The following is a 26,613-nucleotide window of genomic DNA, read 5'->3' as shown; positions in this document are numbered from 1 at the left end:
ATGGCCGTGTTCAAGGACTATTCCGGCCGTAGCGCCGGTCCCTGGATATTGCGGGCGCGCGGCCTGGTGGTCGCCATCGTGCTCGTCACTGTGACGATTGTCGTGAGTTCCTATGCGCGGGGCGGTTTCTCGGACCGGTTCGAGGTCACCATCGATGCCGCGACGCTGGGTGAGGGCCTGGCCCCGGGCGCGGAGGTGAAGTTCCGCGGCTACGCCATCGGCACCGTCGAGAAGGTCGAGACCGTCGGCTACGGGCATCAGCGCATCGATCTCGCGATCGAGCGCCGCCAGGCCGACGCCCTCACCGACGACGTCAGCGCACGCTTCACCTCGTCGAACGTGTTCGGTTCCAGCGCCATCGAATTGGTGCCGGGCACCGACGGCAGGAAGCTGCGCGAGCACACGGTGTTGCAGATCGGGGCGAACGCCACCAATGCCACCGTGGCCGGGGTCTTCCGGCGCGCCGCGCGCCTGACCCAGGTGCTGGATTCGGCGGCGATGCACCGGCTGTTCGACCTGCTGCTCGACAATGCCTCGAGCATGGGCCCGGTACTGCAGTCGTTCTTCGCGACCGCGAAGCTGCTGGCCGACGGTCAGCAGAACACCCTGGCCCACTACCTGCGCATCGGCGGGGACATGACCGGGGCGTTTCGGGACCTGACCCCCTCGGCCGGGCACGCCATCCTGGCCGTGCTCGAGCAGAGCGCCTACTTCGGCGATCCGGAGAACCAGGCGCGCACCAACAAGTCCACCAATGGCGTGAACGACGCGGTGCTGGTGGGGCTTTCGAATCTGCTGCAGCAGAACAACCCGGATCTGGAGAAGATCCTCGACAGCATTCTGGACCTGGCGGTGCCGATCAGTGTGTCGGTGGGGTCGGTGGCCCCGGCCTACAACCGCGTGCCGAATCTGCTGCAGGCCATGGACGGCGCCTTCCCGGTGGTGGACGGCCGGGTCCAGCTGCAGCTCGAGCTGATCGCGAAAACCATGCCGTACCTGGCCGATTCGCTGGCGGGAGGGTCGAAATGAGCGACATCACCAAATCGGCGCTCAAGCTCACGGTCTTCCTGGTGGTCGTGGCCGCCTGCACCACCTTCATCGTGACGGCGCTGCGCACCCCGATTCCCGGTGACAAGGTCACCTACGATGCCGTGTTCACCGATGTCTCCGGGCTTTTCGCCGGCGACTCGGTGCGCATGTCCGGCGTCGCCGTCGGCAAGGTGGAGTCGGTGTCGCTGGACGGTACTCGGGCGCGCGTCCGCTTCACGGTGGATCGGACGCGGCCGGTGTACGACAACACCAAGGCCGCGGTGCGCTACCAGAACCTCATCGGACAGCGGTATGTCGAGCTGCTCACCGAGGGGCAGGGTGGAGCGAAACTGGCTGCCGGAGCGACAATTCCGGTCGAGCGGACGATCCCGAGCTTCGATGTGTCGAAGCTGTTCAACGGCTTCGAGCCGATGTTCGACACCTTGGATCCGGCGCAGCTCAACCAGTTCGGCACCAACCTGCTGCGGGTCATCCAGGGCGACGGCTCGGGTATCGGGCCGGTGCTGGCGGATCTGGACACACTCACCAGGCACGCCCGCAACAGCGAGGCCGTGATCGTGCTGCTCATCCGGAATCTTGGGATGGTCGCCGATTCCCTGGGCGGCAAATCCAAGGCGGTGGGCGATCTGGTGCAGCAGCTCTCGGGCATCCTGCACCAGTTCACGGCCAAGACCCGGACCATGCTGAGCGCGGTCGACACCGCGAAAGGCGTGCTGGGGCCGATGGTTCCGATCCTGGAGGAGGGTCGCGACGCCTACGACACCGGCTACGGACCGGTCGACGGGCTGTTACGGCGGCTGGTGCCGCAGACCGATCAGCTCACCCGGATCCTGGCCCTCACGCCGCAATTGGTGACCGGGCTGAACCAATCGGTGCCGGGTCAGGGCTACCAGCCGCGCATCACGTGCTCGCACGGTGAGGCCGCGCTCCCGGCCGTGGTCGGCGTCATCCTGTCCAACCAGAAACTGGTGGTGTGCAACTGATGAGAGCACTGATCGCCTATGCCGGCGAGCTGATTCGGGACGTGCTCACCGGGCGCGGGGACCAGAACACCCAATTGCGCTGGGGGATGGCCGGTGTCGTGGTGTGCGTGATCGCGCTGGCCATCGCCGGGGCGCTGTATGTGATCCCGTTCGGGCAGCGCACCTACGTGGCCGACTTCAGAATCTCCGGTGGTGCGCGCTCGGGGGACGAGGTGCGGGTGGCCGGCATCAATGTCGGCAAGATCCGCGCCGTGGACCTGGTCGGCGACCATGTCGAGGTCAGCTTCACGGTGAATCACGGTGTGCGCGTGGGGGATCGGTCCGCGGTCGAGGTCAAGATGCTGACCCCGATCGGCGGCCACTACCTGGCGCTGTCCCCGGCCGGGGACAAGGAGCTTGCCGCGAAGCACATTCCGCCGGAGCGAACCGCCACCCCGTTCGAGCTGAGCGACATTCTCGACCAGGGCACCCCGATCTTCGGCAAGGTCGACGCCGCCACCATGCGCGGCACCCTCGGGCAGCTGAATTCGGCGCTGGCGCAACAGCCCGACGCGCTGCGCGGGGTCATCGGGAATGCCGATGAGCTGACCGGGCTGCTCGCCGAACGCACCGACCAGCTCAACAGCGCGCTCGATGTGTCCGACGAGTACATCGCCGCCATTGCCGACGACAAGGCGCTGCTCGCGGATTTCGTGAAACAGCTGGGCGCCGTGGCCGACCAGCTGGGCAATCGCAAGGACGACATCGTGAGCATGTTCAACCTGCTCAAAAGGCTGCTGGTCATCCTGCACCGGCCGATCATGGCCTACAGCGACAGCATCGAGCCGTCGGTGACGCAATTCGAGCAGCTGGTGTCCAAGGTGACCGCGGACCCGGATCGGATCGACACCGTCGTCAACGGGATGCGCGATGTCATCAACCGGCTCAACGGGATGCTGGGCACCCAGCTGAAAGTGGATCAGCCGGCCGCCGGAGTCCAGCTGTGCATTCCCTACGAAGGCAAGGCGTGCTGAATGAAATGGGGCAGAGCAGCACTCGCCGCCGGGGTCGCCGTCGCGGTGGTGGCCGCCGGGGTGACCGGGGTGTCGTGGGCGAATTCGAAACGCGATCCGAAACAGAGCGTGTGCGCGGAATTCACCGATACCGTCGGCCTGTACCAGGGCAATAGCGTGACCATGCTCGGCGTCGAGGTCGGCACCGTCGCCAGGATCGAGGCCATGGGCGACCGCGTGCGGGTCACCATGAGTGTCAAGGATTCGGTGAAACTCCCGGCCGATATCCAGGCCGTCACCATGTCGAGTTCCATTGTGACCGACCGGCATGTGGAACTCACCAAGCCGTATACCGGCGGCACCCGATTCGACACCTCACAATGCATTCCGCTGGAGCGGACCAGGACGCCGATCGGCATCAGCGAGGCGCTCGACGCCATGGGAAAGCTCGCTGGTGACCTGACCGGGGGCGGCGGTACCGGCGGCAAACCCGACACATTGCTCGACGACACCCTCACCGCGGCGAACAATGCCATCGACGGCACCGGGCAGCAGTGGAACCAATTGCTGCAGCGGCTGTCCGCGGTGATCGGCGATCCCACCCAGAAGGATGCCGTCTTCCGGCGGCTGGTCGACAATCTGGACCAGCTCACCACCATGTTCGTGACCAACTGGCCGGATATGGCGGAGGTGCTGAACAATCTGCGCGCCGGGCTCCAGCTGATCGGGCAGTTCTCGGCCGAATTCTCCGGCGCGGTGGATATCGCGGTGGAGTTCCTCCCGGTGATCGCCCGCAATGTGGGCAAATACGATCAGCAGATCTACGGCCTGCTGGATGCGGTACTGCCGCAGGCGCACACCTTCGTCCAGCAGCACGAGGGTGATATCAATTCGCTGCTGGCCGCCCTGCCGCCACTGGCCGCGCAACTCCCGCAGGTGAGTGCGAAATGAGGCGCGCACCGGTCCTGAGACGCACCGCGATCCGGCTGGCGCCGCTCATCACGGCGGCCACGCTGGTCCTGACCGGCTGCGGGGTGAAGGCCACCGACATCCCGATTCCGGGCACCTATCCCTCCGGCGACACCTATACCGTGCGAATCGAATTCGGCTCGGTGCTGAACCTGCCCGACCGCGCCAAGGTGATCGCCGACGGCGTCGAGGTCGGCATGCTCGATCACATCGATCTGATCGGCACCGCCGCCGTGGCGACGGTGAAACTGCACACCGACGCCAAACTGCCGAAGAACACGACCGCGGAATTGCGGCAGTCCACGATTCTGGGCGATATCCACATCGCGCTGGAAGCGCCCCAGCACGCGGACAGCTCGTTCCTCGCCAATGGTGATGTGATCCCGATGTCGCAGACCATTCCCGCCACGAATGTGGAGGACATTCTGCGGGCATTGTCCAACATCATCACCGGTGGACGCTGGTCCGATATCCAGAAGCTGGTGACCGACGTGAACGCGGCGTTCCCGTCGGATCCGGCCGAGCTGGACCGGATCAATGCGGCGGGCCGCGCGGCGCTGCACGACATGGCCTCGCACACCGACGATCTGAATCGCATCCTCACTTCGGCCCAGCAGATCACCGCCAAGCTGGAATCCGGCCGCGGGGCGGTGGACCAGATCCTCACGCTCGGGCCCGACCGGGCCGCCGGATTGTCGGATGTGCTGCTGGCGGTGGTCAACCTGATCATCAGCGGCGGCCCGCTGGCCAAGAACGCCGGCGACCTGCTGCTGCCGCACGTCGGCGACTTCCGCTCGATCGTGTCGATCCTCGCACCGACCGCGGTCACGGCCGGATACGCCGACCTGACCCTGGCGGCCGATCTCGACACCTTCCACACCCTGCTGAAGGAGAAGATCATTCCCTTCCTCAGCACCCCGGATGTGAAGGTGCAGAGGGTGTCCGCCGATGTGCAGGCCGACCAGCTGATCACCACACTGCGCTCGATCGGGATGGTTCCCTAGATGAAACTCTCACTCTCCGGGCCGGTTTCGCTGGTCATGCTGCTGGTGCTCACCCTGGTCTGCGGCAGCTACATGGCCGTCGGCGTGCTGAATCTGGACCCGCGCCGCCAGCACAACACCGTCACCGTGCTGCTGGACAGTTCCGGCGGCCTGATGAAGACCTCCGAGGTGACGCTGCGCGGCCTGCCCATCGGCAAGGTCCGCGATATCGGCGCCACCGGACGCGGATTGGCCGTCACTCTCGAATACGACTCGAAATACCGGATTCCCGTGGACAGCGTGGTGCAGATCGCCAACCTGTCGGCGGCGGGGGAGCAATTCCTGGACTTCCGGCCGAGCGGCACCCAGGGGCCGTTCCTCCACGACGGCAGCGTGGTGCCGAACCGGCAGGTGAAGATCGCGACCACCGTCGGTGACGCGCTCGCCGAGCTGGATGCACTGACCGCGCAACTGGATCCGGCCAAGCTGCAGAACCTGGCCACCACGGTCGCCGCCGGCTTCGAGGGCCGCGACGCCGATGTCGCCAACCTGACCAGGGCGCTGGTCGGCACCGCGAACCTGTTGCGGGACAAGCACGATGCCATCGCGCGGCTGTACGCGAACGTGCAGAACCTCGGCGACAAGTTCGACGGGCGCGCCCCCACCCTGAGCGCGGCCGCCGGGGACATCGACACCGCGCTGCCGGAGCTGCTGCACATCATCGCCGCTTTCCAGAACTACTCCTACATCGGCGAGAAGATCTACGACGATCCGATCGGGCCGCTGGTCACCAAGATCAATGACTATTTGCAGCTGATCGGGCCCGACCTGAGTCATATCGCCACCGTCCTGAAACCCGCGACCAGCGCGATCAAACCGCTGCGCGTCGACGCCGGCTCGATCGTGGATCTGCTGTCCACGGTGTTCCCCGGCGACGGCGCCGCCCATGTGGCCATCGACATTCCTCGCTAGAGAGAAGGCAATTCGTGAGTGAGAACGAGAACACCGCGCACAACGACGAGACCGAGCAGACCAGCGCAACCGGGCAGACCAGCGCAACCGAGCAGACGGGCGCAACCGAGCCGACCGGCGCGGCGGAACCGATCTCGATTCCGGTCCCGGCGCCCTCGGAAGCCGTGCCCGCCAAGAGTTTCGGCGAACGCGCCTACCCGGCGGTGACCGTCGCCGCCGCCGTGCTCGCGGTGGTGGCCGTGGTCCTCGGCGTGCTCTGGCACAACTCCTCCGGTGACTACCGCGCGCTGCGGAACGGCCAGGCCGACCGCGACCGCGCCGCGCAGGTGGCCAAGGACTACACCCTGCGCTCGCTCACCTACGACTACCGCAACCTGCCCGCCTTCTTCGACGGCGTGGAGCGCGGCACCTCGGATGCGCTGCGCGACAGGTACACCCAGGTGCACGACACCCTGGCCAAGATCATGACCGACGCCCAGGTAGTGGCGACCGGCGATGTGGTCGGCAGCTCGGTGGAGGGCAAGGGCAACGACCAGTACACCGTCACCGTCTACGCCACCCAGAAGACCCAGAACGTGCAGCAGACCGACCCGGCGACCGTGCCGAACCTGCTGGTGCTGACCGTGGCCAAGAGCGGCGGCGACTGGCTGGTCACCGATTACGGCCCCAAGGATCTCGGCCAGAAGGGCGGGGCCGCGAAATAACCTCGCGACGCATCGGGCGGCCGCCGCAGCCCGAACTGCCGTCGCGGCGCCGCCGGCAGATCATCGAGGCCGCCTTCGAGGTCTTCACCGCCAACGGCTATGAGGCCACCGCCATCTCCGAGGTCGCCGCCCGGGCCGGGATCGGACAGGGCACCGTCTACCGCTACTTCGGCAGCAAGCGCGAAATCCTCGACCACGTCCTCGATCTCGGCATCGAGAAGGTGACCGACGCCATGGAACTCGACACCGTCCTCGGCGCCGCGGGCGAGGTCGGCGAGCTGGTCGCGGCGGTGCGAGCGGCCCTCGACCGGCTCTGGGACCTGCTCGAACGGGAGCCGCAGGTGCTGCGGCTGCTGGTGGTGGAGGCCGGGGCCATCGATCCGGAGCTGGCGCACCGGCTGCTCGGGCTGGAGGCGCTGACCGCCTCGCTCATCGCGGGGGAACTGACACGCGGCAGGGAGGAAGGGTGGATTCGTCCCGATATCGACCCGGACGTGCTGGGGCACACCATCCTCACCATGGTCGGGCCGTGGCTCATGCGGGAACTGCTGGGCGCGGGCAATCCGGGCATCCGGGAGCGCAGCATGACCGCGGTGATCGACGTCCTCGACAAGACCCTGCGCCCCCGGAGCGCCCCGCCGTGACAGCCGGCCGGGCAGAGCGCGGCCGCCACCCGCGCGCCGCACAGCGCCGGGCCGAATTGGTCGGCGCCGCCTACGAATTGGTGCTCACGCGCGGCTTCCGCGGCATCGGCGTGGACGACATCGCCACGGCCGCCGGGGTCAGCCACGGCACCTTCTACAACTACTTCGCCAACAAGCGCGACATTCTCGACGCCGTCATCGACCACTGCTTCACCCTCATTCGCGCCCGCCTGCTGGGGCCCGAGGGGGACGACATCCCCGCCACCCTCGACGCCTTCTGCGCGCGCTACGCCCGCGTCGTCGACCGCTGCTACGACCTGGTCGAGACCGAACGCGGGCTGGTGAATTTCTTTCTGCTGGAGGCCTCTTCGATCGACGATCGAGTCCTGGACCGCTGCCTGCACCATGCGCGCGCCTATGGGGCGCAATCGGTCGAGGTGGTGCGGCGCGGGATTGCCCACGGGTACCTGGATCCTTCGCTCGATCCGGAGATCGCGGGGGAGGTCCTGCTCTCGATCCTGGTCTCGGCGCTGCTGGCGGCCCTACGCGCCGGATCCGACGGGCTCACCCAGGACCGCGTTCGCAACCAACTGGTCTCCTTCCTTCGGATTGCACTCGCCGGCGACCCGGAATGACCTCGCTCGCGCGGTTGCCCAGGGCCGTCCGGGGACGGTGCTATGTTCGCCGGGTGGGGAGGAGATCAACCGTGGGCGTCGAGGTGACCGGGTTGTTTTACGATCCGGGGCGGGTGGCGTGAAGGCCCGGCTCGAGCGGGCGGCCGGCGAGCGGGCGGCGCGCATCGCCGAACGGATCGCACCCTATCTGCCCGCGGCCGGGCGGGTGCTCGATGTCGGCTCCGGGACCGGCCACAATGCGGACCTGCTGCGCACGATCACCGGGCTCGACGTGATCGAAACCGATGTCGTGGACATGCATGTCGTGGGGCACGGGCCGGTGCTGTGCGCGGACGGCGTGCTGCCGTTTCCCAGTGACGCCTTCGAGACAGCGCTGGTCCTGCACGTCTTGCAGTTCCCCGCCGATCCCGCGGCCGTGCTCGGTGAGACGGCCCGGGTGGCGTCGCGCGTGATCGTGCTCCAGTCCACCTCCGGCGGCCGGCTGGGCCGCGCGTCGCTGGTGGTGCGCGGATTCTTCTTCGGCCGCTTGGCCTTTCAACTCTCCCGGCTGGTCGGCTGCGTGGATTCCGGTATGGCGGCCGGTATCGCCCTCCAGGTGCGGCGCGTGCTGTCCCGCGACGATGTCCGAGCCGCAGCGCGGGCGGCCGGGTTACGGGAGATCGCTTTCGGCCCGGACCGCCGGCCGGCGCCCTTCGGCGGGCGCGACCTGTTCGTCTTCGACAGGTCGCGATGAGGCAGTCGGTCCTCGCTGCCGACTGAGCTACTTTGGAGGCCGCTCGAGCGGGTGGCGGTTTCGTGGCTGCCCGGGGATGGAATGGAGACGGTATGGCAGGCAATGGTGCCGGGCGGTTCGAGGGCCGGGTCGCGGTGGTGACCGGGGCATCCTCCGGGTTGGGGCGGGCCGTGGCGCAGTCGCTGCGGGACGGCGGGGCCCGGGTGTTCGGGGCGGGGCGCGACGAGGCACGGTTGCAGGCGGCACTCGAAGGGGACGAAACAAGCTGGCTGGCAGCGGATCTCACTGATCCGGGTGCGTCCGCGGAGGTGGTGCGGGCGTGTACGGAGCGATTCGGCGGGATCGACATTCTGGTCAATGCGGCAGGGGCGCACACCATGCGGCACACCGCCGAGGTCAGTGACGAGGAGTGGCAGTACGACCTGGCCGTCAACCTCAGCGCGCCGTTCTTCCTCTCCCGCGCCGCGCTCCCGCACCTGCTCGAGCGCGGCGGCTGCATTGTCAACGTCGCCTCGATCGCCGGCCTCGAGGGCCAGGCCTACTCGGCCGGCTACTGCGCCGCCAAACACGGCCTCATCGGGCTCACCCGGGCCATGGCCCTCGAATTCGACAGCAGCGCAATCCGGATCAACGCCGTCTGCCCGGGCGGCATGACCACGCCCCTCCTGGAGAACTTCACCTTCCCCACGGACCCCGACTACACCCTTATCATGAAAACCGCGTCCGCCCGCGGCCTCATGGACCCGGCCCAGGTGTCCAACGTCATCACCTTCCTCTGCTCCGAGGAAGCCTCCGCGGTCCACGGCGCCATCTACACCGTCGACAACGGCAAGATGTCCCTCTGACCCCACCCCGCGACCCCGGAATCAGTCGCCGCAAGCCGTCCGGCAGCGAAACGAGTACGGCCGCGGCGGGTGACGCCGCGGCCGCACACCGGCTCGGGTAGCTCAGATTCCGCTGGGGAAGGTGAGGGTCATCAGGCCCGGCCAGACCCCGGACCAGGGTTGCAGGGGGTCGTGGCAGACGTAGACGGTGACCAGGCGTTCCAGGCCGGGGAGGCCGTTGGGGTCGTCGAGGCGGGTGACCCGGGTGGTGGAGGCGAACTTGGCGAGGAACTCCTTGTCGCCCACGCCGTCCACGGAGAGGTAGACGATGGTGCGGGCCGAGTCCGGCGGCGGGCCGAAGTAGCCGAAGCCACGGTTGGGGCTGTAGACCGGCGGCATGTGGTAGGCGCGGCCGAATTCCTCCAGCGCGCTGGCCTGCACGTACGCGGTCGCGACCACCGCGGTGTCGCGGCGCTCGGATTCGGGTAGTCCGGCCACCGCGTCGGCGACCGCCTTGGTGAAGGTTTCGTAGCCGGCCGGGCCGGTCAGCGACTCGCGCTGCCAGTACTGGGCCTGGTCGGTGATCGGGCGATCGATCCCGGTGAAGTCCCGGGCCCACGCCCAGCTGTACGGCACCGGGATCGCGCACATCCACACCGTGAACAGGACGGCCGACAGCACCGCCACGGCGTTCACCGCCTTGCGCACCTGACGCCGCGCCTCGACCGTGCTCAGCGCGAACGCGCCCGCGCCGATCAGGGCCGGCCAGAAGCCCGCGACGTAGTACGAGCGGCCGTTCTCGACGAGGACGATCACCAGCAGTCCCACGCCCGCGATCAGAGCGAAACGGTAGGGCCGCAACGACTCCAGCCGCACCAGGCCCCACAGGCCCAGGATGCTCAGCAGGCCGCCGAGCAGGCCGCACTGGACGGCGATCTCCACCGCGCAGACCAGCGGTCCGGTGTGGGCGGCGTACTGCTCCTGGGCGATGATCTCGGTCATCTTGGATTCCACCCAGTCGTGATCCATCTGCCACAGGATGCCGGGAATCATCGAGACCGTGAGGATCAGCGTGCCGACGTACAGCGCCGGGCGGCGCAGCAACTCGCGCGGTCCGGCGATCAGCACGCCCAGACCCAGCAGCGCCCACACACCCGGCATCATCCACTTCGCCTGGAACGCCACCGCCGCTACCACGCCGGCGACGATCAGCAGCCAGTCCTGCCGGGTCCGCACCCAGCGAATCAGCAGCCAGACGATCGCCGCCTGCAGGGGAATGTCGAAGGTCAGCGTGATCAGTTGCATCTGGTTGAACGCCAGCGGCGAGACCGCGTAGGCCGCCGCGGCGAGCACCTGATACCGCGCCCCCGCCCCCAGCTCTCGCGCGGTAGCGGCCGCCACCACCGCCGCGGCCGCCATCAGCAACAGCGCCGGAATCCGCAGCGCCAGCACCGAACCCGGCGCGATCACATCCATGAGGTGCGCGACGAACGGCGCCAGCGGCCCCTGATCCGGATAGGCCCACGCCAGCCGCCGACCGGCCGCCAGGAAGTACAGCTCATCGCCGAAGTAATTGACCCGCGCTGCGGGTACTCCGAGCACGATGGCGAAGCCCAGGGACACGGCGAGCACGCCGCGCCAGGCGAACGGCACCGGATCGGCTGCCGCTTCGGCGGCGTCCACCTCGGGCGCCGCGTCGATCGTTGACATCCATCCTCCCGGACCACGAAAAAACGCCCGGCAACACCGAATTTTCGGCGAGGCCGGGCGTCGATCAGGCTGCAGAATAACTGGTTTCCGCCGGTTTGGTCGCCCCATTCTTTTCCGGGGCTTGCCCGGGCGCTACCGGTCGCCCACGATGTCCACGCCGAAACCCCGGGTCAACCTCTGATGGCGGCCCTGGCGACGCCCTGGAATCAGGGCGGTTTCTCCCGACCGCGAGCCCGGCGGGAGGAAACTGGGGGAATGGCGACGATGAGAGCGTGGCGGGTCGAGCGGCCGGGCCCGGTCGATGAGCGGCCGGTGATCTTCGAACAGATGTCCGTACCCGAACCCGCCGCCGGGGAGTTGCTCGTCCGGGTGCTGGCATGCGGGGTGTGCCGGACCGATCTGCACGTCGCCGAGGGGGATCTGGCGGTGCATCGGCCCGGGGTGGTCCCCGGACACGAGGTCGTCGGTGAGGTCGTGCAGGTGGGGGAGGGGGTGGACGGCGAGATCCGGGTGGGCGATCGGGTCGGGATCGCCTGGCTGCGGCACACGTGTGGAGTGTGCAGGTTCTGCCGAAGGGGCGACGAGAACCTGTGTCCCGAGTCGCGCTACACCGGCTGGGACGCCGACGGCGGATACGCCGAATTCGCCACCGTGCCAGCGGATTACGCGCTACCCCTGCCCGGCGGATACACCGATGCCGAGCTCGCGCCGCTACTGTGTGCGGGCATCATCGGGTACCGGGCGTTGCGACGGGCGGCGCTGCCGCAGGGCGGACGTCTCGGTATCTACGGATTCGGCGGGAGCGCCCATCTGGCTGCGCAGGTGGCGCTGGCGCAGGGCGCGGAAGTCCATGTGATGACCCGCGACAAGGAGGCCCGTGAGCTCGCGCTGGAGCTGGGCGCGGCCTCGGCGCAGGGTGCCGCCGACCCACCTCCCGAGCCGCTCGATTCGGCGATTCTCTTTGCGCCCGTGGGTGATCTGGTGCTGCCCGCCCTGGCGGCGCTGGATCGCGGTGGGGTGCTGTCGATCGCCGGAATCCACCTCAGCGACATTCCGCCGCTGAACTACCAGCGGCATTTGTTCCAGGAGCGGGAGATTCGATCCGTCACCGCCAATACCCGGCGGGACGCCAGGGATTTCCTCGCCTTCGCGGGCGGCCATCGCCTCGAGGTGACCGTCCATCCCTACCCTCTCGAGGCCGCCGATCAGGCTCTCCGGGATCTGGCCCACGGGCGATTCGCGGGCGCAGCGGTCCTGGTGCCTACTTCTGGAGGGTGAACTGCACGACGTCCAGGTGGCCCGCCCGGAAGTAGTGCGCACTCCCGGTCAGGTACCGGATATACCGCTGGTAGACCTCCTCGGAGGTGATCCGGACCGCCTCGTCGTGATGCGACTCCAGCGCCGCCGCCCACAGGTCGAGGGTCTTGGCGTAGTGCGGCCGCAGCGACTGGATCCGCGAGGTCCGGAAGCCCACCGCCTCCGCCTCCCGCGGGACCGTATCGGGTTGCGGCAGTTGGCCTCCGGGGAAGATCTCCCGCTTGACGAAGATGTGGAACAGCGCATCCTCGCGGGTGACCGGGATCTCGGCGGACCGCAGCTCGGCCAGGGTGCGGCCGATGATGGTGTGCAGCAGCATGCGGCCGTCCGGGGGCAGCATCCGATGGCACCGGGTGAAGAATTCCGCGTACCGCTCCTTGCGGAAGTGTTCGAAGGCCCCGATGCTGACGATCCGATCGGCGGTGCCCTCGAATTCCTCCCAACCCTGCAGCCGCACTTCGGCTTCGGAGATGCCGAGTTCCCGCAGCCGGGTCTGGACCGACTCGAATTGATTGCGGCTCAGGGTCAGTCCGATCACCCGTACCCCGTAGGTCAGCACCGCCCGGATCATGGTCGACCCCCACCCGCAGCCGACGTCGAGCAGTGTCATCCCGGGCTCGAGTCCCAGCTTGCCCAGGGCCAGATCGATCTTGGCCAGTTGGGCCTCCTCCAGGTTCATGCCCGCGCGGTCGAAGTAGGCGCAGCTGTAGGTCATGGTCGGGTCGAGGAAAAGCGCGTAGAAGGCGTCCGACAGGTCGTAGTGGGACTGCACCTGCCGGTAGAAGGGCGCGAGCTGGGCCATGGCGGCGGTCTCCTGAGGCGAGCGGGCATCCGGAGATGCGGGATACCCGGACATACGAAGCGCCGTGGCCTGCGGTTCTAACTCCAGGACACACCGACAACACGCCGCCGTTTTCCCGCCGACTTTCCGATTCGAGCCCGGCGAAACGGCGTCGGCTGTTTTCCTGATATGGAGTGCAGCATCGCTTCAGCAAACACAATACGGAGGGTTGGGGACCGGCCATGCACCGCACCGGGCACGAAGAGGTCCATTCTGGCAGGCCATGGTTGTGGACGATTCTGGTGGGAGCGGTGGTGGTGGGACTGGCCACGTGGTGGATAAGACCGCAGTCCCTCAGCTGTAGTACGGCCTCACCCACCACAACCGTCATCACGCTTCCCGCGGCTGCTGCACTGAGTTCGGTTACTCCGCAGCAGATTCAAATCGAGGAGTCGGAACCGGCCCCGGAACCGGGTGAGGCCCGGTTCTACGTCTTCGATCAGGGCGTGGCGGCGTGCTCGCTGCCCGGTCTGCCGCTGGACGGCTACTACGTCGGGGTCCCGACCGGTCAGTACGACGGTTCCGCCCCCTGCGGCTCCTACGTCGACATCGACGGCCCGCTCGGCAGCGTCCGCGCCCTGGTCGTGGACCGCTGCCCCGGTTGCGGCCCGGACCAATACGATTTGAGCCGTTCGGCTTTCGAAGTCATCGCCGAGGCCACCGACGGTGTCGCGCCGATCCGGATCAGCCAGGTGCGCGACCCCGATCCGGCGCCCGAGCTCTTCTACCGCGTGCAGCCGAGCTCCTCGCCCAGCTGGATCGGAATCCTGTTCTCCGGCACCGGAAATCCCATCCGCCAGGTCGCGCTGCGCCCCGCCTCGGGCGGTGACTACCGGCCCCTGCGGCGCGGCAACGACAACTACTGGAACCTCTCCGGTCTGGGCCCGGGCCCGTTCACGGCCGAGGTGATCGATATCTACGGTCACGCCGCCTTCGTCTCGGATGTCACCCTGGAGCCGGGGCAGGTGCGCCGCACCGGAATTCACCTCTATGAGATTCCCGCCGACCCGCCCACCACCCCGCCCGCGCCGGACGCTCCGGTGGTCGTGACCACGGTCGTCGCCGCCCCGGACGTCTGCGAGCCGTAACCCGCAGGTCCGTCCCCGGTATGGCATCATAAAGTGGAACGTGTTCCATTTCGACCGCCGAGGCGGTGCGCCGGGAGGCCTTCGATGACGAACCCCAGCTCGGACCTGACCACGCCCGCCGCCGCGCCCCGCCGTGGCCGGCGGCTCTCGCCGCGCATCTCCCGGCTGACCGAGGTGCCGCAGGGCGCGATGGTGGAGCTGCCCGGCCGCGGCTCGACCTACGTGGTGGACCTGCCGGGCCCGGCCGCGGATTCGCCGACCGTGCTGCTGCTGCACGGCATGGCCACCACCGCCATGCTCAACTGGTTCCCGTGCCTGCGCGAACTCAACGAGCGCTACCGCGTGGTCCTGTTCGATCAGCGCTGGCACGGTCACGGAATCCGTTCCGAGCGTTTCGATCTCGACGATCTCGCCGATGACGTCGTCGCCGTCGCCGATGCGGTGGGCGTCGAACGCCCCATTCTCGCAGGCTATTCCATGGGTGGCGTGGTCGCCCAGCTGACCGCGCACCGGCACCCGGATCGCGTGGGCGGGCTGGTACTGGCCGCCACCACGTACCGCTTCCAGGAGAAGTGGCGCGAGCGGGCCTTCCACCGCGGCTGGTCGGCCACCGCCACACTGTTCTCCGAATGGTCCTTCCGCCGCGCCGAACTGCGCCGCGACAAACTGCCCACGCTGCCGGAATCCTCGTGGCCGGTGGGCCGGATGGATCGCTGGGCAATGGCGGAACTGCGGGCCACCAGCGGCTGGGCGCTCGCACAGGCGCTCGCGGTGCTGGGGCGTTTCGATGCGTCGGACTGGCTACCGACGCTGAAAGTGCCGACGGCGGTGGTGATCACCACGCGGGATCGGGCGCTGCCCGTCTTCCGTCAGCTGGAGATGGCGAAGGCGATTCCGGGAGCGGAGATCTTCCTCGCCAAGGCCGGTCACGCGGCCTGTGCACTCGAGGCGGACGTCTTTGTCCCGGTGTTCCTCGAGGCCGTTCAATCGGTGGTGGATCGGGTGTAGCGAATTCGGGCCCGGGTCAGGCCTTTTCGCGCGCGGCCTTGAGCAGCGCGGTGATCACCTCGGGGACGGCGTCGGCGATGGCGTCCACGTCCGGCACCAGTTCCTTGCAGGCGATGAACCCGAAATCCAGGTGCCCGTTGTTGGAGATCACGGTGGCGGTGAGTCCCGCGCCGTGGAACACCGGCCCGAACGGATACATCGACGCCACCCGGACCCCCAGGAAGTACATGGGAAAGTTGGGCCCGGGCACATTCGACACCACCAGGTTGTGCACCACCGGGTGGTGCTCGGCCAGCTTGAGCGACGAGTACGCCCGTGCGGCCAGCTGGAAGGTGTTGGGCGGCGCGTACTTCGCCCAGTCCTGGAGGAAGTCGGCGCCGATCAGATTGTGCTCCTCCTTGGCTCCGCGATTGTCCTCGGCGATGGCCAGCACCCGCGCCACCGGATCCTCGATCTCGGTGTAGAGCCGCGCGAAGATGGTCGACACCTTGTTGGTGCCCTCCTCGTGGCGTGAGGTCTCGTGCGTGGACACCGGAACCGAGGCCATGAGCGAGGTTTCGGGCAGTTCGTCGTGCACCTCGAGGTAACTGCGCAGCGCGCCGCCGACCACCGCCAGTACCACGTCGTTGACCTTCACCCCGAAGGCGGTCTTTATCTCCTTGATATCCGACAGCTCGGTCTGCACGAAGGAGATGGCGCGATGCTGGGTGATTGCCCGATTGAACGGCGTGCGCGGCGCGGTGAAGGGCAAGGGCATGCCGCGGCTTCCGTTGCCGCGCCGCCGCTGCACCAGACCGCCCAGAATGCCAACGGTCTTGGGCACCATCCCGACCATCCCGAGCCGGCCCGGGAGCTTCAGCAGCGCCTCCCCGGCCAGCTGCAGATCATTGGGTTCCGTTTCGGCCGGGCCGATCTCGGCGGGCGGGGTGTAGGACACACCCGGCTGCACATCGCACAGGTGCATCATCATGTTGGTGCCGGTGATGCCGTCCACGATGGCGTGGTGATACTTCGAGATGACCGCCACCTTGCCGTGCGGCAGGCCCTCGACCACCCACATCTCCCACAGCGGCCGGGCGCGGTCGAGGGGGCGCCCGGCGATGTCGGCGGCGAGTTCGGCCAGTCCCCGATCCCCGGCCCCGGCGGGCAGCGCGAGCCGGCGCACGTGGTAGTCCAGGTCGAAGTTCGAATCCCGCACCCAGACCGGATGATCGAGGTTCAGCGGCACCGCGTGCAGCCGCCGGGTCATGGCCGGGATGAGGTGCAGCCGCCGTCCGAGCTCGGCCTTGAAGGCCTCGTGCTCGTAGCTCACCCCGTCGGCGGCGGGATCGAGTATCAGCATTGCGCAGACGTGCAGTAGTTGGGTGTCTGTTTCGAGATAGAGGAAGCTCGCATCGAGCCCGGTAAGTCGTTCCATACCAACACACTATGAGAACTAGTTCCATTTTGCGCGCGGTTCGCGGTGTGGTCCGGATCCCGTCCGTGGCCGATTCGTAGCCCCAAAGTAGCACGTAGATAACAAGTTTCATGATGAAACGTTTGGGTACCAATCAGGTGTCTCTCCAGTAGAATTCGTTGCCGCCCTCCTGGACCATTCCTACCTTGGGTCACATGGCCCGGTGATCGGTCTCTAGTCAATGACAAGAGTCACTGGGCTTCTCACAACGACGTGAGAGGTGAGAACAATGGGCGACCGGAAGGTATTGCTGCCCGGAAAGTGGCGTACGGCTTGGGGGCTCGCGATCATGCTGACGATCGCGACCGTGTTCGTTCCACCATCGAGGGCCCACGCGGACGCGGGATGCGCCGCAGTGGATGTCGTAGTGGCAAGGGGCACAGGCGAACCCGGGTGGCTCGGCGACGAGATCGGCGATCCGCTCTACGGCATGCTGCAGGACCGGTTGCCCGTTTCGACGAGTTCCTATCGCGTGAACTACCCCGCCGACTACTCGTTCGCTGTGGGCGCGGGGAGCGCGGATCTGGTGGGGCACTTGGCCGCTGCGGCCGCGGCCTGCCCGGGCCAGGAGTTCGTCCTGGTCGGCTACTCGCAGGGCGCGGCGGTCGTGCACGCGGCACTGGGCACCGGCGTGGTGTCCTGGTATCCGGGCCGGGTGCAGCTGCCGGGCTACCTCGGCGAGCGCGTCGCCGCGGTGCTGCTGTTCGGTGACCCCATGCGCGGCCTGGGCTGGAATGTGCCCGGCGCGTACCAGTTCCGTACCGGGGACTGGTGCACCGGCGGCGATCCCATCTGCGGTTCCGGCATCGACGCCAACGCGCACGTCGCCTACGGCAGCGATCTGGTGGACGCGGCGAACTTCGCCGCGGACCGCATCTGACCCCGGGGAGGGGAAAGGGCCCGGCTCCCGGGCGGTCTCGTGGACTTGCTGACGAGACCCCGGAGCGGGGTCCGGGTATCCGCGGTTCGGGGGGCGTCAGGTGTCACGGCACTTGGGGCCTCGCCCACCACCGGCCCGCGGATACCGAACAACGGCCGGCCCGGTGTGCTGTTCCACACCGGGCCGAACCATGTTGGGGGACGGGCTGTTTACCAGTGCAGGCCCGGAATGCGGTTGGTGATGCGCGCGGCCGGGGCGGGCAGGCCCATGAGCGGCTGCACGATCGGGGCCAGCGCGAGCAGCGGGCTGCGCGATTCCGGCTTCTCCGTGGCGGTTTCGGTGTCCACCGTGGCGGTTTCGGCTGTCACCGGGGCGACCGGCGCGGGCGTGCGTGCCGCCTTGGACTCGCCGAACATCCGGAAGCCCTGGTGCAGGATGGCGCGCTTCACCGAGGGCATGACCGTGTCGACGACCTGGGCGAAGGTGCCGATGGGGGTGTCGATCCGGCTGGGCCGGTGCTCGAGCGCCCGCACCACGATGTCGGCCGCCTGATCCGGGCTGTGCACCGGGATGGACTTGTACAGGTCGGTCGGCGCGATCATGGCGGTGCGCACCAGCGGCATGCGCACCGAGGTGAACGTGATTCCGGCGTCGGCGTTCTCGACCGCCGCGATCTCGCTGAAGTTGTCCAGCGCCGACTTGCTGGCCACGTACGCCGCGAAGCGCGGCACCTTGGTCTGCACCGCGATCGAGGAGATGTTCACGAAGTGCCCGAAGCGGCGCTCCCGCATGGACGGCAGCAGCGCCAGGATGAGCCGCACCGCGCCGAAGTAGTTGACCGCCATGGTCCGTTCGAAATCGTGCATGCGATCGGTGGAGTTGAGCACCGAGCGGCGGATCGAGCGGCCCGCGTTGTTCACCACGTAGTCGACGTGCCCGTGATCGGCCAGCACCTGCTTGACCAGCAGCTCCACCGACTTCTCGTCGGTGATGTCGCAGATGTACGCCTGCGCCGCACCGCTTTCCGCCCGCACCTCGGCGGCCGCGGCGTTCAGGTCCTCCTCGGTGCGCGCCACCATGAGCACGGTCGCGCCCCGCTTGGCCACCGCGTGCGCGGTCGCCAGGCCGATGCCGGTGGACGCGCCGGTGATCAGCACGATGCGGCCCGCGAGACGATCGCCCGCGATGCGGCGGGCGCGATCGGGATCCAGATTGGCGCGCCAGTACTTCCACAGGGCGGCGGCATAGTCCTCGAACGCCGGCACCTCGATGCCGCTGCCACGCAGCTGCGCACGGGTGGATTCGGAGACGAAGGTCGACTCGAAGGACGTGTGCGGGGCCACCTCGGCGGGAATGCCGAAGCGCTCCAGCAGGAAGTCCCGCATCGCGGGCACGCCCGGTAGCCCGCCGAGGGCGTTGAGCGCGGTGTGCGAGCCCGGCACGGTGCCGATGGCGGTCGGCGCGCCGGCGGCGCGGGCGAGCGCGTTGTAGATCTCGGTGAACGGCTGCGGTTCCGGGTTGGTGAGGTGGAAGGTGCGGCCGATGAGCCCGGGCTTGCCGATCAGCTCGACCATGGCGTCGACCACGTAGTCCACCGGAACGATATTGGTGGCGCCCAGGTCGGGGATTGGCATGGGCAGCTCCGAGGGCAGTGCCGCCAGCCCCGCGATGGCGGGGAAGAAATAGTACGGCCCGTCGATCTTGTCCATCTCGCCGGTGCGGGAGTCGCCGGCCACGATGGCCGGGCGGTAGACCCGCCAGCGCAGGCCCGCGGCCTCGCGGACCATCTTCTCGGCTTCGAACTTGGTGCGGTGATAGGGGGAGTGCAGGCCCTGGCCGAGGTCGAAGTCGTCCTCGAAGAACTTGCCCTTGTGATCGCCCGCGACCGCGACCGACGAGACGTGGTGCAGCACCGCGCCCAGTTCCAGGGCCAGATCGATGACCGACCGGGTGCCCTGCACATTGGCCGCGTAGGTGACCTCGGCGTCGGCGGTCATGTCGTAGACCGCGCCGAGGTGGATGATGTGATCGGCCCGCGGGGCCTCCGAGAAGCGGCTGTCGGCGCCCTCCGGCAGGCCCAGTCCCGGCGCGGCCAGGTCTCCGACCAGTGGGAACACCCGATCCTCGGCGCCCCAGCCCGCCGCCAGCTCGCGCAGTTTGGCCACCGAGGCCTCACGCGTCAGTGCGTGGACCACGGCCTCCGGGTCGCGCTCCAGCAGCGCGGCGACAACGCGCCGGCCCAGGAATCCGGTACCGCCCGTGACGATGTAGGAAACCATCGTCCCCTCCTTAAATACGAACCTGTTGGTATCCAACGGTGTTCGTCCGACATGCGTCGGTGGATGCGGACGGTATGCGATTGGCCCCCTAGCAGAATGTTGGGCCGAGGTAGGAACACCTTCGTGCCTAACTAGTGAGTAACTTTACGGATTCCAGGTTGGGCGTTCAACCGGAATCGCCGTTTCGGTGCTGTGGGGATGGTCACCTCGGGGCTATTCGAGTTGATGTGTGTAACAAAGGGTTTGATGTAACTTATCGGCCCCCTTGGCAATTCGCAGGCAACTGGTCAAATGTCCTGAGCGTGCGCTCACTTGTTGGATTTCTGGGGGTTTGCCCGGTCAGCGCCCGGTTACGGCGGTCGGAATTGCCCGCCTCTGCCGCCTCACCCGCCGAACCATCGCCGCCCAGCCCGCCGTGCAATTCGCGGGCCGCACCCGGCTCGCACCTGCGCCCACTGAGTGGGCGGATTCGGCGGGTATTCCCCGAAATGCGCGGGGCCTGGAATGCCGCGTAGTCAGAATGATCGGGACGGTGTGGTGCGGTGGGAGAGTGGTGGCGGATGCTGGTCGGGCGGGCGGTCGATATCGAGGTTCTCTCCGCGTTCGTCACCGGCGTTCCGGGCGATGACACCGTGCTGGTGCTCAGCGGTGAAGCCGGGGTCGGCAAGACCGCGTTGTTGGACGCGGCCGCCGGGATCGCGGCCTGGAACGGGACCCGGGTGCTGCGTGCGGCCGCCCTGGAATTCGAGGCGGGCATGCGGTTCGGCGCCTTGAACCAGCTACTGCAACCGATGGCCGGATACGTCGATCGGCTCGAGGCATCGCACCGGGATGCCATGCGCGTGATCATGGGGCTGGAGCCGGGGAGCCTGCCCACGACCCTGCTCGCCGGCTCGGCAACCCTTGCGCTGCTGCGGGTCTGGGCCGGAGCCGCGGGCGGTCCGGTGCTGCTGGTGATCGACGACGTGCAATGGCTGGACCTGGCCAGCAGTATGGTGCTGATCTACGCCCTGCGCCGCGTGGGAGACACCGATATCCGGCTGCTGGCGGCGGTGCGCTCCGATGCCGGTGATGCGTTCACGCGCAGCGGGTTTCGGATCCGGGAGGTCGCGCCGCTGGACGATCACAGCGCCGAGGAACTGCTGGAATCGGAGTTTCCAGCCCTCCCGACCCCGGTGCGGCGCCGGCTGCGCACCGATGCCCGAGGCAATCCGCTGGCACTGCTGGAGTTGCCCATCGCCCTCGAAACCCACAGTGCCACAGGGTGTTTGCCGGAGGTGCTGCCGTTGACCCGGCGCCTGCAGCGCGTGTTCACCGCCCGGATCGAGGCCTTGCCGCCGGAGACCCGGCGCTCGCTGCTGGTCGTCGTGCTCGGGGGCGCGGACCAGGGTATGAGCCTCGCCGACGGCGTCGCGCTCCCGCGGGGTGCGGGGGATCTGGCGGCGGCCGAGCGGGCGGGAATCGTGCGGGCGAATCCGCGGACCGGCCGCCTCGAATTCCGGCATCCGCTGATTCGGTCGGCCGTGGTGGAGCTGTCGACGAGCGGCGAACGCCGGGCCGTGCACCGCACCCTCGCCGACGCCTCCGCGGACTCGCCGCAGCGCGCGGCCTGGCACCTCGGCCAGGCCGCGACCGGCCCCGACGAGGATGTGGCGGGCCTGCTCGAGGCGGTCGCCCAGCGCATGTTGCACGACGGCGACAGTGCGCGGGCCACCGCGACCATGCTGCGCGCGGCGGAACTCAGCCCGGCCGCGGGCGACCGGGCCCGCCGGACCGCGCGGGCGGCCTACCTGGGCTCCCTCGTCACCGGCGACCTCTCCGACACCGGCCGCCTGCTGCGTGGCGCCCGCGAATCCGCGACCGGCGGTCATTCGCTGGAGGTGGCGCTCGCCGCGGCCTTCCAACTGCTCAACAGCGAGGGTGATGTCGCGACCGCGAGCCGGCTGCTGCTGGCCGCGCTACGTACCGCAGACGACGCACCCGCCGACCCGGACACCGTGGTGGAGGCCCTGCACACCCTGCTGTACATCGGCTTCTACAGCGGCCGCCAGGAGCTGTGGCCCGAGATCCGGGCCGCGCTCGACCGCGTGCTGCCGGACCCGTCCGATGCCCTGTCACTGCTCGCCGGGCCGTTCGTCGATCCCGCGCACGCCGGGGCCAAGGCCCTGGCGGATCTCGATGCGGCTCTGGACCAGCTGCGGTTCTGCGCCGATCCGGTGCACATCGTGCGCGTCGCGACCGCCGGCGCGTATCTGGATCGGGCCGGACGGGTCCGGGAACCGCTGCAGCGGGTGATCGACGACGGCCGCGACGGTGGCGCGGTGGCGCGGGCCATCGACGCGTTGTTCCTGCTCGGGAACGACGACTTCTTCAGTGGCGCTTGGGATCACCTGATCGAGGTCACCGCGGAGGGGCTGCGGCTGTGTGCCCAGCTCGGCTATCTGACCACCGCCGGGCCCGGGAAGTTCCTGCGCGGCCTGGTCGCGGCCGCCCGCGGGGAGGTCGCGACCCTCGAACAGCTCAGCGAGCAACTGCTCATGTGGGCGGCTCCGCGCAACCTGCTGGCGCTGGCCCACTACGCCTCCCACATCCGCTGCATGCACGCCCTCGCCACCTCGGCCTTCACCGATGCCTACCGGCACGCCGCCTCGATCAACCCGCCCGGCGCCTTCCTGCCGCACACACCCCACGCTCTGTGGCTGGTGCTCGACCTGACCGAAGCCGCGGCCCGCATCGGACGCGCGGACGAGGCGCGGGCGCATGCGGGCGGCGAAAGCGGCCGGGCTGGGCGAGCTTTCGCCACGACTGGCGATGATCACCACCGCCGCGCTGGCGGTCGCGCATCCCGAGGACGGCAGCGCGCTGTTCGAACAGGCGCTGGCCACGCCCGGCGCCGAGCGGTGGGTGTTCGATCGTGCGCGCATCGAACTGCTCTATGGTGAGCAGCTCCGCCGCGATCGCGCCACCGTCGCGGCCAAGACGCATCTCGACACGGCCGCAAGGATTTTCGCCGAACTCGGTGCCGAACCATGGTCGCAGCGCACCCGCACCGAGCTCAGCGCCGCCCGCGCGAATTCCACTGCGGGCGGGCCGAATCCGCTGACCGCGCGCGAGCTGGCCGTTGCCGAACTCGCCGCCGCCGGGCTGACCAACAAGCAGGTCGGCGAGCAGCTGTTCCTGTCGTCCAGAACGGTCTCCACCCACCTCCAGCGCGTCTTCCACAAACTCGGGATCACCCGCCGCGGTGCGCTGCGTGATGCCCTGCAACGCCATACGTACGTCATCTGACGGATTCCCGGCGCTCGCCCGGCTTACACGCCTCCCTCGCCCGGCTTCCACCCGGCTTCCACGCCTCCCTCGCCGGCGACCTGTCCGACGCCGACGCCGCCTTACTGGCCCGACACCGGCGGCGGGGGCCTTGCCAGTCGAATGCCAGTGTCGTCGTGCAGGCTCGATGGTCGGAACGACAACGAGAGGACTATCGAGCAGTGAGCACCATCGTGGTCTCGCACGGACTGCAAGCCCGCGCGGACAGCGTCTGGTTTCCCCCCTTCCGCGCCGAGCTGACCGGCCGGGGGCATCAGGTCGTCATCCCCAACCTGCCGAATACGGATGCGCCGCAGCGTGATCCGTGGCGCGAGGCCTTGGCGGCGGCCGCCGCCGCGAGCCGGCCCGAGGACACCGTGCTGGTCGGCCACAGCATCGGCGCGGTCAATGTGCTGCGCGTGCTCGAGGCGCACGATCCGGCCGCGGGGGTCTTCGCCGGTGTCGTCCTGGTCTCGGCGTCGGTCCACGAGGTCGGCTACGACCTGCTCGCCGGCTTCTTCGCGGGTGACTTCGACTGGACGCGAATCCGCGCCGCCGCCAAGCAGTTCCGGGTGCTCCAGGCCATCGACGACCCGGTCAACGCGCCCGACCCACTCGAACACGTGGGCGTTCTGATTCGCGAGCTCGGCGCGGTCGCCACCGTCCTCCCCGACGGCGGACATCTGGGGGCCTACCCGGAAGACCACATCGAATTGCCCGAGGCGGTCCGACTCGTCGAGGAATGCCTTGCCGCGCCCCGCGCGGTCCCCGCCGGCTAGCGCCCGTCAGGTGTGCACGGCGCCCGAGGCCGATCCCCGGAACCCGTGTGCCGCAGGCGCGAACGTCACTCGTCCACGCAGCGGACGTCGCCGTCCACGGTCTGATCGACGATCGTGAACGGCGGACACCGCCGCACATTGCCCCACTCACCCGCGATGCACGAGTCGTACTCGTGCGGGTCCTCGGTGGGAACCCGGGTACCGCTGTGGCATCCCTCCGTCACCGGTGCCGCCCCGGCCGAGCCCGCGCCCACCGCCACAATGGGAGCACTCAACGCGAGACCGGTGACAACAATCCCGATTGCCACTCGACGGCTATCCATCAACCCTCCTGATCTCCAGAACTGCCGGGAACTCTTCGAACCGCACCCCTGGGCGGTCCCCAGCATCTGATCGATACGGCGAGCAACGACTCGCCACGAAACCACGATCAAGTATGACGATCGGTCTACCGCCGAGGGAATCCGACAAGCATCACACTTGCCGCGACCGGGAACTCGCCCCCGCGCCGGCATGAGCCCGGTCACACCGCGCGGCCGCCGACGACTTCCGGATCGACGAATGCTCGCGGCCCCGGTCCGTGTGATCCGTGCCTCTCGACGACTACCGTGCGGGTGTCGTCACCCAGGAGGGCAGGGGTTCCCGCGCCGACAGCCATTCGCGGGGCACTCCGCGCAGGTCGCCGTCGGTGCCGATGCCGGTGTGGGCGGCCACGATTCCGCCGACGATGGCGGCCGTGGTGTCGGCGTCGCCGCCTGCCTCGACACACGCGGTGATCGCGGCCGGGTAGTCCCGGAGGAAGGTCGCGGCGGTCCAGAGTGTGAACGGCACCGTGTCGTGGGCGGTGACCTGTGCGCCGTTGCCGAGGTCGTACGCCGCCTCGGCAACCGATCGGCCCAGCAGCTTGCGCGCCCGGCGCACGCCGTCGGCGGTACGGCCGTCGACCAGATACGGCTCGACAGCGTCGAGCAATTCGTGTGGCGCACAGTGTGTTCCGCGCGTGGCCGCCGCGTGGCTCGCCGCGACGGCAACGGCCATCGCGCCGATGATCGCCTCCGGGTGCCGATGCGTCACCTCGGCCGAGGACGCGGCCTGCGCCGCCACCCGGTCCAGTTCCCCGGGGAACGCCGCCCCGAGCGGGGCAACCCGCATCGCCGCGCCATTGCCCCAGGACCCGCGCCCGTCGAACAGCGCACCCGCCGCCTCGGCCCACGGCCGGCCATCGCGAATCTGGTGCAGCAGAGCGACGGTACCGCCGCTGTATCCCCGATAGGGCTCACACCGATCGGCGAACGCCGCCGCCAGCGCATCGCGGTCGATTCGGCCCCGCGCCCGGATCTCATCGAAAACCGTGCAGGCCATCTCGGTGTCATCGGTCCATTCCCACGGCGGGGCCGGTGGCCGACCGGCGATCAATTCGGGCACCGAACGCCCGGGCACGAAGAACTGCGCCCCCAACGCATCCCCGACGGACAGCCCTTCGAGACTGTCCCGGGCACTATTCGAATGAAAAGACATACGGCGGACATCCTGCCAACCGCGTTGAGCCGTCGCAATGCTGGAAGCAGCGCGTGTGCCGCGTCCCGGGGAGCCGGGACGCGGCACACGGCAGGGCGGATCAGCTGGTCAGGTCGGCGATGGTGGCGGATTCGTTGTGGGTGAGGGTGATTCCGAGATTGGTGGCCGCACGGTCGAAGTCGTCGTCGGGTTGCTGGAGTTCGATGGCGGAGCCGGCGGAGAGGACTTCGACATTGAGGCAGAGGGATTGGAGTTCTTTGAGCAGGACCTTGAAGGATTCGGGGACGCCCGGTTCGGGGATGTTCTCGCCCTTGACGATCGCCTCGTACACCTTCACGCGGCCGACAACGTCGTCCGACTTGATGGTGAGGAGTTCCTGCAGGGTGTAGGCCGCGCCGTACGCCTGCATGGCCCAACATTCCATTTCACCGAAGCGCTGACCACCGAACTGCGCCTTACCTCCGAGCGGCTGCTGCGTGATCATCGAGTACGGACCGGTCGAACGCGCGTGGATCTTGTCGTCGACCAGGTGGTGGAGTTTGAGGATGTACATGTAGCCGACGGCGATGGGGTAGGGGAACGGCTCGCCGGTGCGGCCGTCGAAGAGGGTGGCCTTGCCGTCCTCGCCGACCATGACCTCGCCGTCGCGGTTGGGCAGAGTCGAGCCGAGCAGACCGGTCAGCTCCTCGGTGCGGGCGCCGTCGAAGACCGGGGTGGCGAGGTTGGTATCCGGTTGTGCGGACAGCAGTTCCGCGGGCAGACGCTGCGCCCAGTCGGGGCGGATGCCGTCGGTGAGCCGAATGTTCCAGCCCGCCTTGCCGATCCACCCGAGGTGGGTTTCGAGGATCTGGCCGATGTTCATACGACGCGGCACACCGTGGGTGTTCAGGATGATGTCGACCGGCGTGCCGTCGGGCAGGAACGGCATGTCCTCCTGCGGGA

At 68.5% G+C, this 26,613-nt stretch carries 24 protein-coding genes and 2 pseudogenes; 19 read left to right on the top strand and 7 right to left on the bottom strand.

Annotated features, from left to right (window positions below):
- The 12 genes and pseudogenes from ACFXHE_RS19420 to ACFXHE_RS19365 all read left to right on the top strand — a co-directional run bounded on the left by ACFXHE_RS19420 (position 1) and on the right by ACFXHE_RS19365 (position 9,510).
- Entirely contained in the window at positions 1–1,029 is a 1,029-nt protein-coding gene (locus ACFXHE_RS19420) for an MlaD family protein (RefSeq protein WP_379384820.1), read from the top strand.
- Positions 1,026–2,033 (top strand): MlaD family protein, encoded by a 1,008-nt coding sequence (locus tag ACFXHE_RS19415; protein ID WP_379384818.1) that lies wholly within the window; start codon positions 1,026–1,028, stop codon positions 2,031–2,033. Before ACFXHE_RS19420 ends, ACFXHE_RS19415 begins: the two co-directional genes overlap by 4 nt.
- On the top strand, positions 2,033–3,046 hold the full coding sequence (locus ACFXHE_RS19410) for an MlaD family protein (RefSeq protein WP_379384816.1): 1,014 nt from the start codon (positions 2,033–2,035) through the stop codon (positions 3,044–3,046). The genes ACFXHE_RS19415 and ACFXHE_RS19410 overlap by 1 nt, the downstream gene beginning before the upstream one ends.
- A complete protein-coding gene (locus ACFXHE_RS19405; RefSeq protein ID WP_379384814.1) occupies positions 3,047–3,976 on the top strand; it encodes an MCE family protein in 930 nt (309 codons plus the stop codon).
- Complete coding sequence (locus ACFXHE_RS19400; protein ID WP_379384813.1) at positions 3,973–4,998, top strand: MlaD family protein; 1,026 nt, start codon at positions 3,973–3,975, stop codon at positions 4,996–4,998. Before ACFXHE_RS19405 ends, ACFXHE_RS19400 begins: the two co-directional genes overlap by 4 nt.
- Positions 4,999–5,949, top strand: a complete 951-nt coding sequence (locus ACFXHE_RS19395; RefSeq protein WP_379384811.1) for an MlaD family protein — start codon at positions 4,999–5,001, stop codon at positions 5,947–5,949.
- A gap of 14 nt (positions 5,950–5,963) precedes the next feature.
- On the top strand, positions 5,964–6,653 hold the full coding sequence (locus ACFXHE_RS19390; protein ID WP_379384809.1) for a hypothetical protein: 690 nt from the start codon (positions 5,964–5,966) through the stop codon (positions 6,651–6,653).
- A pseudogene (locus ACFXHE_RS19385) lies at positions 6,593–6,838 on the top strand (helix-turn-helix domain-containing protein); the annotation flags it as partial. The gene ACFXHE_RS19390 and the pseudogene ACFXHE_RS19385, both read left to right, overlap by 61 nt.
- A 48-nt stretch (positions 6,839–6,886) precedes the next feature.
- The gene (locus tag ACFXHE_RS19380) at positions 6,887–7,297 is read left to right on the top strand and encodes a hypothetical protein (RefSeq protein WP_379384807.1); all 411 of its coding nucleotides are present in this window, start codon (positions 6,887–6,889) and stop codon (positions 7,295–7,297) included.
- The gene (locus ACFXHE_RS19375; RefSeq protein ID WP_379384805.1) at positions 7,294–7,932 is read left to right on the top strand and encodes a TetR/AcrR family transcriptional regulator; all 639 of its coding nucleotides are present in this window, start codon (positions 7,294–7,296) and stop codon (positions 7,930–7,932) included. Before ACFXHE_RS19380 ends, ACFXHE_RS19375 begins: the two co-directional genes overlap by 4 nt.
- A 118-nt stretch (positions 7,933–8,050) precedes the next feature.
- Entirely contained in the window at positions 8,051–8,665 is a 615-nt protein-coding gene (locus ACFXHE_RS19370; protein ID WP_379384803.1) for a class I SAM-dependent methyltransferase, read from the top strand.
- Positions 8,666–8,757: 92 nt separating this feature from the next.
- Positions 8,758–9,510, top strand: a complete 753-nt coding sequence (locus tag ACFXHE_RS19365) for an SDR family NAD(P)-dependent oxidoreductase (protein WP_379384801.1) — start codon at positions 8,758–8,760, stop codon at positions 9,508–9,510.
- Positions 9,511–9,612: 102 nt separating this feature from the next.
- Here ACFXHE_RS19365 and ACFXHE_RS19360 read toward each other — a convergent pair whose 3' ends face one another.
- The gene (locus tag ACFXHE_RS19360) at positions 9,613–11,199 is read right to left on the bottom strand and encodes a glycosyltransferase family 39 protein (protein WP_379384799.1); all 1,587 of its coding nucleotides are present in this window, start codon (positions 11,197–11,199) and stop codon (positions 9,613–9,615) included.
- Positions 11,200–11,463: 264 nt separating this feature from the next.
- Here ACFXHE_RS19360 and ACFXHE_RS19355 point away from each other — a divergent pair, with 264 nt between their 5' ends.
- On the top strand, positions 11,464–12,477 hold the full coding sequence (locus tag ACFXHE_RS19355) for a zinc-binding alcohol dehydrogenase family protein (protein ID WP_379385375.1): 1,014 nt from the start codon (positions 11,464–11,466) through the stop codon (positions 12,475–12,477).
- Here the strand turns inward: ACFXHE_RS19355 and ACFXHE_RS19350 are convergent.
- Positions 12,461–13,318: a cyclopropane mycolic acid synthase family methyltransferase gene (locus tag ACFXHE_RS19350; protein ID WP_379385373.1), complete on the bottom strand. Its 858-nt coding sequence runs from the start codon at positions 13,316–13,318 to the stop codon at positions 12,461–12,463. The two genes, ACFXHE_RS19355 and ACFXHE_RS19350, sit on opposite strands and share 17 nt — an antisense overlap.
- Before the next feature lie 281 nt (positions 13,319–13,599).
- Here ACFXHE_RS19350 and ACFXHE_RS19345 point away from each other — a divergent pair, with 281 nt between their 5' ends.
- Together ACFXHE_RS19345 and ACFXHE_RS19340 are read left to right on the top strand one after the other, a co-directional pair.
- Positions 13,600–14,445 (top strand): expansin EXLX1 family cellulose-binding protein, encoded by an 846-nt coding sequence (locus tag ACFXHE_RS19345; RefSeq protein WP_379384797.1) that lies wholly within the window; start codon positions 13,600–13,602, stop codon positions 14,443–14,445.
- An 84-nt stretch (positions 14,446–14,529) separates the two neighbouring features.
- Positions 14,530–15,453 carry an alpha/beta fold hydrolase gene (locus ACFXHE_RS19340; protein ID WP_379384795.1) on the top strand — a complete coding sequence of 308 codons (924 nt, stop codon included), beginning with the start codon at positions 14,530–14,532 and terminating at the stop codon, positions 15,451–15,453.
- A 16-nt stretch (positions 15,454–15,469) separates the two neighbouring features.
- Here ACFXHE_RS19340 and ACFXHE_RS19335 read toward each other — a convergent pair whose 3' ends face one another.
- Complete coding sequence (locus ACFXHE_RS19335; RefSeq protein WP_379384793.1) at positions 15,470–16,870, bottom strand: wax ester/triacylglycerol synthase family O-acyltransferase; 1,401 nt, start codon at positions 16,868–16,870, stop codon at positions 15,470–15,472.
- Between the two features lie 268 nt (positions 16,871–17,138).
- On the opposite strand from ACFXHE_RS19335, the gene ACFXHE_RS19330 reads away from it, so the two are divergent.
- Complete coding sequence (locus ACFXHE_RS19330; RefSeq protein WP_379384791.1) at positions 17,139–17,789, top strand: cutinase family protein; 651 nt, start codon at positions 17,139–17,141, stop codon at positions 17,787–17,789.
- 209 nt (positions 17,790–17,998) lie between these two features.
- Here ACFXHE_RS19330 and ACFXHE_RS19325 read toward each other — a convergent pair whose 3' ends face one another.
- A complete protein-coding gene (locus ACFXHE_RS19325) occupies positions 17,999–20,068 on the bottom strand; it encodes an SDR family oxidoreductase (RefSeq protein ID WP_379384789.1) in 2,070 nt (689 codons plus the stop codon).
- 542 nt (positions 20,069–20,610) lie between these two features.
- Between ACFXHE_RS19325 and ACFXHE_RS19320 the strand changes: the two genes are divergently transcribed.
- From ACFXHE_RS19320 to ACFXHE_RS19310, 3 genes are all read left to right on the top strand, one after another.
- Positions 20,611–23,010, top strand: coding sequence for an AAA family ATPase (locus tag ACFXHE_RS19320; protein WP_379384787.1), 2,400 nt, complete (start codon positions 20,611–20,613; stop codon positions 23,008–23,010).
- The gene (locus ACFXHE_RS19315; RefSeq protein ID WP_379385371.1) at positions 22,973–23,356 is read left to right on the top strand and encodes a response regulator transcription factor; all 384 of its coding nucleotides are present in this window, start codon (positions 22,973–22,975) and stop codon (positions 23,354–23,356) included. The genes ACFXHE_RS19320 and ACFXHE_RS19315 overlap by 38 nt, the downstream gene beginning before the upstream one ends.
- Positions 23,357–23,556: 200 nt before the next feature.
- A complete protein-coding gene (locus ACFXHE_RS19310; RefSeq protein ID WP_379384785.1) occupies positions 23,557–24,153 on the top strand; it encodes an alpha/beta fold hydrolase in 597 nt (198 codons plus the stop codon).
- Positions 24,154–24,218: 65 nt separating this feature from the next.
- Here ACFXHE_RS19310 and ACFXHE_RS19305 read toward each other — a convergent pair whose 3' ends face one another.
- From ACFXHE_RS19305 to ACFXHE_RS19295, 3 genes and pseudogenes are all read right to left on the bottom strand, one after another.
- Positions 24,219–24,476 carry a hypothetical protein gene (locus ACFXHE_RS19305; protein ID WP_379384783.1) on the bottom strand — a complete coding sequence of 86 codons (258 nt, stop codon included), beginning with the start codon at positions 24,474–24,476 and terminating at the stop codon, positions 24,219–24,221.
- Between the two features lie 280 nt (positions 24,477–24,756).
- Complete coding sequence (locus ACFXHE_RS19300; RefSeq protein ID WP_379384781.1) at positions 24,757–25,671, bottom strand: ADP-ribosylglycohydrolase family protein; 915 nt, start codon at positions 25,669–25,671, stop codon at positions 24,757–24,759.
- Positions 25,672–25,771: 100 nt separating this feature from the next.
- Positions 25,772–26,613: pseudogene (locus ACFXHE_RS19295) on the bottom strand (DNA-directed RNA polymerase subunit beta); the annotation flags it as partial.

It is taken from the genome of Nocardia sp. NPDC059229 (assembly GCF_042754165.1).
Lineage (GTDB): Bacteria > Actinomycetota > Actinomycetes > Mycobacteriales > Mycobacteriaceae > Nocardia.
Note: the sequence above shows the minus strand (reverse complement) of the source record. Positions and strands in the feature narration are given on the sequence as shown.

Excerpts from the sequence above, each read along its gene's own strand:
- ACFXHE_RS19340 (WP_379384795.1), top strand. The coding sequence starts at position 14,530 with ATGACGAACCCCAGCTCGGACCTGACCACGCCCGCCGCCGCGCCCCGC.
- ACFXHE_RS19405 (WP_379384814.1), top strand. The coding sequence starts at position 3,047 with ATGAAATGGGGCAGAGCAGCACTCGCCGCCGGGGTCGCCGTCGCGGTG.
- ACFXHE_RS19400 (WP_379384813.1), top strand. The coding sequence starts at position 3,973 with ATGAGGCGCGCACCGGTCCTGAGACGCACCGCGATCCGGCTGGCGCCG.
- ACFXHE_RS19380 (WP_379384807.1), top strand. The coding sequence starts at position 6,887 with ATGGAACTCGACACCGTCCTCGGCGCCGCGGGCGAGGTCGGCGAGCTG.
- ACFXHE_RS19325 (WP_379384789.1), bottom strand. The coding sequence starts at position 20,068 with ATGGTTTCCTACATCGTCACGGGCGGTACCGGATTCCTGGGCCGGCGC.
- ACFXHE_RS19335 (WP_379384793.1), bottom strand. The coding sequence starts at position 16,870 with ATGGAACGACTTACCGGGCTCGATGCGAGCTTCCTCTATCTCGAAACA.
- ACFXHE_RS19305 (WP_379384783.1), bottom strand. The coding sequence starts at position 24,476 with ATGGATAGCCGTCGAGTGGCAATCGGGATTGTTGTCACCGGTCTCGCG.
- ACFXHE_RS19365 (WP_379384801.1), top strand. The coding sequence starts at position 8,758 with ATGGCAGGCAATGGTGCCGGGCGGTTCGAGGGCCGGGTCGCGGTGGTG.
- ACFXHE_RS19415 (WP_379384818.1), top strand. The coding sequence starts at position 1,026 with ATGAGCGACATCACCAAATCGGCGCTCAAGCTCACGGTCTTCCTGGTG.
- ACFXHE_RS19350 (WP_379385373.1), bottom strand. The coding sequence starts at position 13,318 with ATGGCCCAGCTCGCGCCCTTCTACCGGCAGGTGCAGTCCCACTACGAC.
- ACFXHE_RS19330 (WP_379384791.1), top strand. The coding sequence starts at position 17,139 with ATGGGCGACCGGAAGGTATTGCTGCCCGGAAAGTGGCGTACGGCTTGG.
- ACFXHE_RS19360 (WP_379384799.1), bottom strand. The coding sequence starts at position 11,199 with ATGTCAACGATCGACGCGGCGCCCGAGGTGGACGCCGCCGAAGCGGCA.
- ACFXHE_RS19300 (WP_379384781.1), bottom strand. The coding sequence starts at position 25,671 with ATGTCTTTTCATTCGAATAGTGCCCGGGACAGTCTCGAAGGGCTGTCC.
- ACFXHE_RS19410 (WP_379384816.1), top strand. The coding sequence starts at position 2,033 with ATGAGAGCACTGATCGCCTATGCCGGCGAGCTGATTCGGGACGTGCTC.
- ACFXHE_RS19355 (WP_379385375.1), top strand. The coding sequence starts at position 11,464 with ATGAGAGCGTGGCGGGTCGAGCGGCCGGGCCCGGTCGATGAGCGGCCG.
- ACFXHE_RS19420 (WP_379384820.1), top strand. The coding sequence starts at position 1 with ATGGCCGTGTTCAAGGACTATTCCGGCCGTAGCGCCGGTCCCTGGATA.
- ACFXHE_RS19395 (WP_379384811.1), top strand. The coding sequence starts at position 4,999 with ATGAAACTCTCACTCTCCGGGCCGGTTTCGCTGGTCATGCTGCTGGTG.